The 8,313-nt window shown below is 53.8% G+C and carries 7 protein-coding genes; 4 read left to right on the top strand and 3 right to left on the bottom strand.

Annotated elements, in window-relative coordinates; translation table 11 throughout:
- Together ACXJJC_RS02450 and ACXJJC_RS02445 are read right to left on the bottom strand one after the other, a co-directional pair.
- The coding region (locus tag ACXJJC_RS02450) for a DEAD/DEAH box helicase (RefSeq protein ID WP_456369192.1) at positions 1-1,257 on the bottom strand (1,257 nt) is incomplete at its 3' end.
- A gap of 37 nt (positions 1,258-1,294) precedes the next feature.
- Complete coding sequence (locus ACXJJC_RS02445; RefSeq protein ID WP_456369190.1) at positions 1,295-1,942, bottom strand: helix-turn-helix domain-containing protein; 648 nt, start codon at positions 1,940-1,942, stop codon at positions 1,295-1,297.
- A gap of 121 nt (positions 1,943-2,063) precedes the next feature.
- Here ACXJJC_RS02445 and ACXJJC_RS02440 point away from each other — a divergent pair, with 121 nt between their 5' ends.
- Genes ACXJJC_RS02440 through ACXJJC_RS02430 form a run of 3 tightly spaced genes read left to right on the top strand, consistent with a single transcriptional unit; the run spans position 2,064 to position 4,540 of the window.
- The gene (locus ACXJJC_RS02440; protein WP_456369188.1) at positions 2,064-3,563 is read left to right on the top strand and encodes a DUF2193 domain-containing protein; all 1,500 of its coding nucleotides are present in this window, start codon (positions 2,064-2,066) and stop codon (positions 3,561-3,563) included.
- A gap of 30 nt (positions 3,564-3,593) precedes the next feature.
- The gene (locus ACXJJC_RS02435; RefSeq protein WP_456369186.1) at positions 3,594-3,803 is read left to right on the top strand and encodes a DUF2180 family protein; all 210 of its coding nucleotides are present in this window, start codon (positions 3,594-3,596) and stop codon (positions 3,801-3,803) included.
- Positions 3,804-3,805: 2 nt separating this feature from the next.
- Positions 3,806-4,540: an MIP/aquaporin family protein gene (locus tag ACXJJC_RS02430; RefSeq protein WP_456369184.1), complete on the top strand. Its 735-nt coding sequence runs from the start codon at positions 3,806-3,808 to the stop codon at positions 4,538-4,540.
- Here the strand turns inward: ACXJJC_RS02430 and ACXJJC_RS02425 are convergent.
- On the bottom strand, positions 4,537-6,348 hold the full coding sequence (locus tag ACXJJC_RS02425; RefSeq protein WP_456369182.1) for a sensor histidine kinase: 1,812 nt from the start codon (positions 6,346-6,348) through the stop codon (positions 4,537-4,539). The genes ACXJJC_RS02430 and ACXJJC_RS02425 overlap by 4 nt on opposite strands.
- A 144-nt stretch (positions 6,349-6,492) precedes the next feature.
- Between ACXJJC_RS02425 and ACXJJC_RS02420 the strand changes: the two genes are divergently transcribed.
- The gene (locus tag ACXJJC_RS02420) at positions 6,493-7,944 is read left to right on the top strand and encodes a flippase (protein WP_456369180.1); all 1,452 of its coding nucleotides are present in this window, start codon (positions 6,493-6,495) and stop codon (positions 7,942-7,944) included.
- Positions 7,945-8,313 lie beyond the last annotated feature (369 nt).

The raw sequence follows: 8,313 nt of genomic DNA, 5'->3' as shown, positions 1-8,313 counted from the left end.
CTCGAAGTCAATGCTCCTGAACGGGTAAGCCCTCCTCACAATCTCGAAGACCTTTCTGACGTCTATCATTCCGTACTCGAGGGCCATCGCGGATATCTGGTTGGCGAGCGTGTCGAGGCTCATTTCGTGAACCCTTGTCACCTCAACTTTCCCTGCGTGTGCCCTCCTCACGATCACGATGGACTCGAGAATGTCGTCGAAGCTCCCCGTGACTACGTACCCCTTCGAAACCTTTTCGAGCCTGTGACCGCTCCTCCCTACCCTCTGTATGAGCCTTGCAACCTCCCTCGGGCTGTTGTACTGTATTACGCAGTCCACGTGTCCAATGTCAATTCCCAGCTCGAGAGACGAGGTGCAGATCAGTGCCTTCACCTCACCGCTGATGAACTTCCTCTCGTTTTCTATCCTCACGTCCTTGGACAGGGATCCGTGGTGAACCTCCACATCCATCAGTCTCCGCAGCTTAAGCGCGAGAGCCTCTGCGGTTTGCCTCGTGTTGACAAAGATTAGAACGGATTTGTGCCCTTCGGCAATCTCCTCTATCGTCCTGAGCTCAGCAGCGGTTTCATCATCCACACCCAGCTCCCTGGCGAGTTCTCTGTCGGAATCTTTCCTGTCGGCTTTCACGACTGTGAACTCGTACCTCTTGTCTCCACGGAACTCGACAATGCTGTCACAGCCGAAGTACTCAGAGATTCTCTCCCTGTCGCCCACAGTCGCCGACAGGGCGATGATCTGAAAGGTGGAGTACTCCCTGAGCCTTTCCAGCGCGACCGAGAGCTGAACGCCCCTCTCGCTGTCGGCAAACTCGTGAACCTCGTCCAGTATCACGTACCTGACATTCTTCAGAGCCCTTCTCAGGTTCTTCCCGAGAAAGAGAAGCTGAAACGTTTCCGGTGTTGTTATCAGTATCTGCGGTGGCCTGAGGGACTGCCTCCTCCTCTCTCCCTCCCCCGTGTCTCCGTGCCTCACGGCTATGCTCAGCCCAAGCCTTGAGGCAATCTGCTCTATCCTCCTGAGCATGTCCCTGTTCAGAGCCCTGAGAGGTGTGATGTACATAAGAGCTGTTCCTGGAAGACTGTTCTGCAGAATCTCCTCAATAACAGGAATCACAGCTGCCTCCGTCTTTCCGCTGCCGGTCGGCGCGACTATGAGACAGTTCCTCCCGCTTTTTATCTCCGCATACGCTCTTCTCTGCAGCTCGTTGAGCTCGTCAATTCCCACATCCCTGAGAGCACTTACAAGTCTCCGGTCCATCTGGAACGGGAAGTATTGAGGTGGCAGTTTTTAACGGTTACTCCCACTCCCCAAACTCATCGCTCCCGAAGTACTTGGCGACGAGCCTGCTTATCCCCTCCTGCAGGTGCTTGTGAACCGCACTTTTTGACAGGTTCATCGCGCTGGCTATGTCCTCGAGCCTGACTTTCCGCTTCCTGTCGAAATACCCCATCTCGTAGGCCGTTTTCAGAATCGCGTACTGCCTCTCCGTAAGCCTGACGCCCTTGCTGTCTATGCTCCTGACCTCTATTACCTCCCAGTTCCCTATCCTCTTCAGCTTCTCGTACGCCCTCCTCAGCAGGCTTATGTCCGGAGCGTATACGGTGTAGAGCTTGTTCCCGTTCTCGACGATTATCGGTGGCTTTATGAAGCAGTATGACTCTTCGAATGCCTTTATTCCTGCGGTGTCCTTTATAACTGCCAGAAAATCCAGGCTCGTTTTTGTCTTCTCGAGAATCTGGAAGAACTTCGTGCTCTCGTGAGACTCTATGACGTCGAAACACTCCCTCGGCTCGCAGTCTATCCTCGATATCCTGCCGAGAAACAGGGCCTCTTCTTCGTTCAGGAGAATGTACTCGAGCAGCTCCATGGTTACGTGACCGCTCTCAGTTGCCTTTGCGAGTGAGCACGTGTGCTGGTTAACGCGAACCTTTGCTATGTACATGGTGTATATGTCCACATTTATCATATTTATCTGTGCGGGTGGACATTTCCGGGTTCCGGTTATAAACCTGTCCACCAAATGGTATATCTATTATTAAAAATTATAAATGGATGGTGATTGTATGAGAGAAGTTATCGAGAAGATGGTCGAGGAGGCCATCGCAGCCCAGTGGGCTGATGTGAACGTGATAAAGGAGAAGAGGGGCGGAGAGTTCGTAATAGACGACGTGAAGCCCTATGTGGATGTGGTAAACAAAATGAAGGCAGTTGGCGAGCAGAGCAAGGCGGTCATAAGGCTGCATGTGGACAGCGTCAATGCACACTACGAGATTCTGAGAAGCCTGACGAGGACCGTTAGGCCCGAGGACGATCCGTTCGTCGAGCACTACCAGACCCCGGCAATACTGGAGATTCTGTACGAAGAGGACGAGAGCTTCAGAAAGAGTGCCGAGAAGTTCATAGAGGGAATAGAGAAGGGCGAGGCAATAATCGGCAAGGAAGTCGTGAGGAGGTACGGAGGATTTTACGGGCCAACCTGCGTTGTTGACTTCGCTCTAATTCCGGGAAGCACGAGCAACGTGGTGAACCAGATACTGAAGACGGTGGACATACCCAAGGAGCACAAGGAGGCGATTCTCGCAGCGAAATCGTGGGCAATGAACACCTCGTACGGCATAGGGGACGTCTTCGCCAAGGAGGTTGAGAAGGGTGCCACTGTAAGCGAGGCGGTGAGAAAGGAGATAGAGATGCTCAAGTTCATATACGACCAGCCGACTGAGGCTCAGGCCCAGCTCATGGACAGCCTCGGGCACGAGAGCTTCGACGTCAGGAAGTACATGAGCGAATACAAAAGGAGAATCGCTCCTGCAGTCAGAGAGGCCCTCGACGATGGTGTCCACTACGGAAACATCCTCACCGTGCCGGCCTACTGCGTTGGAGACATAGCGCACCACATAGCCCAGTCAACGTTCAACATGTGCAAAGACGATGTTGTGATGGCCACGATAGAGGCCGTGAGTCAGGTGATGGAGAACACCCTGAGAGCGAACCTCGAGAAGTTCGAAAACGAGTATCACCCGCTGTGGGTAGCAACAGGCTCCACGGCCGTCGCAACCGAGTACATACTGGAGCTCGACGGATTCACCGCACCGATGGTGGTCGACCTGCTGACAAAGCGATTCCACAACTACGTCCAGCTTTACCCCGCGAGAGATGCGGCAGTCGAGCTGCACAACCACGACTTCATGGACATGATCTACAGGGGATGGAAGCTGCTCGACAAGGCGACGAGAGCGAGAAACGGGAGTGGAGAGGAGCTCAGGGTGAAGGTCGGTGACTTCGAAGTCGATTTGAGCCCCATAAGCATGAACGAGGTTCTCATGAACCCGCAGCGCTACGCATATCCCGGGTGTGCGATAACCGTCAGGTTCTCGGCCCTGATGAGGCTTGCCGACTACCCGTGTCTCCTGACGAGTGAGCCGGTAACGGCGACGATGATGACCAACGTGATCGCCCTGCACAAGGACACGCCAAACGCTCCGGCAAGAAGGTGCAAGGACTGCGCTACGGCTGCTCTGATAGACACGAGGCACGTGCACTGTCAGTGGAGAGAGGCAGTTTAGCCAATTTTTCTTTTTTGGTGGTGATTGAGCGTGAAGTGCTACATCTGCGCAGAGCAGGGCAGGGATACCGATGCAGTGGCGATATGCATAGTGTGCGGAATGGGAGTGTGCATGGAGCATCTCGCGAGGAAAGACGTGGAGCTGTGGAGAGGAGACTATCCCTTTCCGGCGAGAAAGCTGAAAAAGCCCGTTCCGAGAATTCTGTGCGTCATATGCAATGAGGCCTACGAAGAGGGTTGATTATGACTCTTGCAAAAAGGTTCGTTGCTGAGCTTGTGGGTACTGCTTTGCTCGTCTTCTTCGGTGCAGGCTCGGCAGTAATAACCCTGATGATAGCGAGAAACGCAGCAAGGCCCAATGAGTTCAACATAGGCATAGGTGCTCTTGGAGGCATAGGAGACTGGCTCGGTATAGGAATGGCCTTCGCTTTAATTATAGCGGCAGTGATATACTCTCTCGGCAGGGTTAGCGGTGCCCACATAAACCCCGCTGTGACCATAGCCCTGTGGGCGACGAAGAGGTTTCCAACATCGGAGGTCGTGCCCTACATACTCGCTCAGCTTATAGGGGCCACGGTAGGAAGTGTTCTGTTTCTCGCAAGTGTTGGGAGCAACGCCGCATTAATTGGAGGGATGGGAGCGACGGCACCATTTCCGGGGATAGGCTATGGGCAGGCCATCCTCACAGAAGCGATAGGAACCTTCGTACTGATGCTTGTCATAATGGGAGTGGCGGTTGACGAGAGGGCCCCTCCAGGATTCGCGGGGCTGATCATAGGTCTGACGGTCGGAGGGATAATCATAACCATAGGAAACATAACCGGCTCCTCCCTCAACCCCGCAAGAACATTCGGCCCCTACGTCGTGGACTCGATGTACGGCATAAATCTCTGGCAGTTCTTCCCGATATACGTGGTCGGCCCGATCGCGGGAGCGGTAGCTGCGGCCTTCCTGTACGACTACCTGGCCAGGGATTAGCCAGATTTCCATATTTTTATCACGAACCTCGCCCCTTTCGGCTCGCTGTCCTCAACCCATATTTTCCCGCCGTACCTGCTCAAGATCAGCTTAACTATGAACAGGCCGAGACCGCTCCCGGACGTGCTGAACCCCTTCTCGAATATCCGCTTCTTGAGGTCATCAGGTATTCCATAACCGTCGTCCGAAACGGTGATCGTGCACGAGTCCGGCTCTTCGCTTATTTTTATGCGAACCCTCTCAGCTTTTCCGTGCTTAAGGGCGTTCTGCAGGAGGTTGTCGAACACCACGGCAAGTCCATCGTCGGCCATGAGCTCGCAGTCCCCATCAACCTCAACGTCGAGCTCGGGATAGCGCTCCGCGACCTTTCTCGCGAATTCCGCGACGCTGACTCTCCTCATCTCTCCCGTCTCCATAACGGCCTCAAGCACCCTCGAGACCCTGAGCGTCTCAGACACCCTGTTCATGGAGCTCTTGGCCTTCTCCAAGTATTCCTTTTCCCCGGTTTCCTCGTAAAACTCGATGTAGTTCATCGCAGCTGTGAGGTGGTTGACGGTGTCGTGCCTTATAACCGAGTTGACGAGCTTCAGACCCTCGCTGTACTCTTCAGTCTTCCTGAGGTACTCGATGAGGCTTTCCTGCATATCCTTTATCGCCCTCGAAAGCATCTCCGCCTCCCTGTATCCCCTGTGTATGCTGACCCTCGTGTCGTACGCGCCACTCGCCACGATTCTTGCCTTCCGCACGATCTCGTCAATGGGGTTCAGCAGGTACCTCGACATGAAGATGGACGCAACCATGAAGACCGAGCCTATGGAGACCGCGCCAAGAACCGCGCTCCTTTTTATGTCGTTCGTCAGGCCCGTGAACGATTCGGGAGTCATGGCGCAGATTATCAGGTACTCTCTCCCGTTCTCCAGCGTCACCCACTTGTAGTAGCCGTAGAACTCCGTTTCGTTTCCGTACCTGAACTCCCTGAACCCCTCCGCGCCTGAAAACTCGCTGAGGTCGAGGAGGGGGCACACCGGACAGCTCTCGTTGAACTCCGTCCTGGGATCGTACGTGTTCACGATGAACCTCGGACCCAGAACCTCGCCCTCTGCGTTCTCGTAATACGGGTCCACGATGAAGACGTGCTCTCCCTCCTCCCAGAACGAGTCCTTGATCAGCGAAAACGTCTCCCTGAAGTTGAAGTTGGCGATGATTACCCCCGCGAGATCTCCGTTCAGGTAGATTGGCGAGACGTACCTGATTGCCGGCGTGCCGGTGTGTCTCGCAACGTTTATCGGGGAGATGTACACTGTACCGGACGAGTTTTTCGATGTCGCCTCGCTGAACCACTCCTTATCGCCCTTGTAGTCCCTGATGTCCTCTGAACCGTAAACCACCCCCGCCAGCACGTATCCGTCCTTCCAGAAAATCCGGAGCATCTCAAGGGACGTTACCTCAGAACTCAGCTCTGTAAAGTACGAGACGACCCTGCGGTAGCTTTCGAAGTTGCTGAGAGCGAGAGGGTAGGGTGGCTCGATTCCCCGATCTGCTAGGGTTCCTGAGAAGTCCCGTACGAGCTCCGAAACCTCAGGGTGTTCTCTCACTGCAATTAAAAACGCCTTCTGGTTTGAGATTTCTCTGTTGAGGGACCTCTCAATTGCCAGAACCTTTGACCTGAGGGTGGACTTGACCTTCCCCTCGAAGAAGTCATTGACCACATTAACATGCATGTAGGAAATGATAGATACCGAGGACAGGATTGAAACGATGAACATGAAGGTAAGGAGGGTGAGGAGAGTGGGTCTGAAACTGGGCATTGGGACATTTGCTGTGAATGTTCATAAAAATTTTATTGATATGATGAGATGCAGGATGTGAATCACCGGGCGAGGGCAGGGGTGTCAGCACATCCTGCTGTTGTGAACCCAAAGTATTAATTCAACCACGTCACAATTCGTTCCGTGCTTGCAAGGAGAGTGGCAAAAAACGCAATATACAACAGCTCGGCAGTGCTTATTGGCAACATTTCTGGCCTGATAATCACGATATACCTGGCAAGGGCGCTCGGTCCGGAGAACTTCGGACTGTACTCCCTCAGCATATCCGTCGCGTTTCTCGTCCTCACGTTCACGGACCTCGGGATAACCCAGACTCTCGTCAGGTACATATCGGAGGCGTACGGGAAAGGAAACAGGCCGCTGGTGAGGGGGTACATAAAGGAACTGGGCAAGGTAAAACTGATCCTTGCAGTTTCGGTATCCGCCACCCTCCTGATCATCTCGAATTACCTCGCTCTCAGCGTTTTCCACAACGAGAAGATGGCCACCCCCCTCAGGATCGTTTCGCTGTTCATTCTCGTACACCCTCTTTCCACCTTCCTCACCGGAATATTCAACGGCCTCAACGACTTCAGGGCGAACCTCGTCAGATCGATCGTTTACGAGCTCTTCAGGGTGGTGAGCATACTTCTCTTGGTCACGCTGGGCTTTGCCGTGATTGGCGCCATCTCAGGATTCGTGATAGCGTCCGCAGCCTCAGCCGTTTCTCTCCTCGCACTTCTGCTGCGCAATTACAGGGACGTGATAACTGGAAGGGCCGAGAAAATAAACCTGAAGAGGGTCGTGAGGTTCACAGGCTACCTGACGGTTGGCAGCATAGCCTGGACCGTCTTCGCCTACGTGGATTCAGTGATGATAGGCATGTTTCTCCCCGAGGAGTACGTTGGATATTACAGGGCGGGTTACAGCATCATAGGTGCGGTTGCGGGAATTCTCTCCTTACCTGTGGTCCTCTTTCCGGTATTCGTACAGCTCGAGGGTGACGATTTGAAAAACGCATTCAACAGAGTGTTCAAGTATTCCGCAATCCTCGCCGTCCCAGCGTCCATGGGGCTTCCGGCCATATCAAGGGAGATCATCCTGGTTGTGTACGGTAGGGAGTACCTCGCGGCCCTTCCGGTTTTCTGGATACTCTCGTTCCTGATACTGAGGAGTGCCGTGGGGTTCTGGGCAGTAATATTCAACGCGAAGGAGATGCCAGAGTATCCCGTGAAATCGATTTTAATAGGGATGGCCCTGAACATCGCACTTAACTACGCGATGATTCCGGTGTTCGGGATTTCCGGAGCTGCCGCAGCGACGCTCACGTCGAATGCCGTTGTCTGGGGGATTCTCGCATACCTGTCTAAGAGGCAATTCGACATATTCTTTTCCCCGCAGCACCTGACAAGGCCGGCCTTTGCAGGCTTTGTGATGACCGCGTTTCTCCTAACGCAGAAGCCGGCAACGCTCGTACAAGGGGTTATCGCGGTTCTTGTGGCAGTGGTGCTGTACTTCGCCGTGCTTTACGCGATACGTGGAGTGGACAGGGGAGATATAGAGTATATTCTACGAATCATTGGCAAACAAAGTTAGATAAGGCGTTGTGCATAAAAGGAACAGAAAATGACAGTACCAGATCCCAAATGAATTTTTGCAGGCACGAAGCTCGGCGCAAAATTTGACGGTGCGAGGCTCAAGGATGTCATAAACCTCCTCATCGCGGTCATCGGAGCAACCATACTGATCGACTACCGCCTTTTTTAGGCTTTGACCGATCAGCACCGTAGAATTCACTCGACCGTCACGCTCTTGGCGAGGTTCCTCGGCTTGTCGATCTCACACCCCCTCGCCCTTGCGGTGTGGTAGGCGAGGAGCTGAAGGGCGACCGAGTGGGTTATCGCGGCGAAAATTGGCTTCGACGCAGGCACTCTGATGGTGTGGTCGACGTACTTCTCCACCTCT

The organism is Geoglobus sp. (assembly GCF_054018175.1).
The sequence above is the reverse complement of the archived record's forward strand: the minus strand, read 5'-3'. Positions and strand labels throughout refer to the sequence as shown.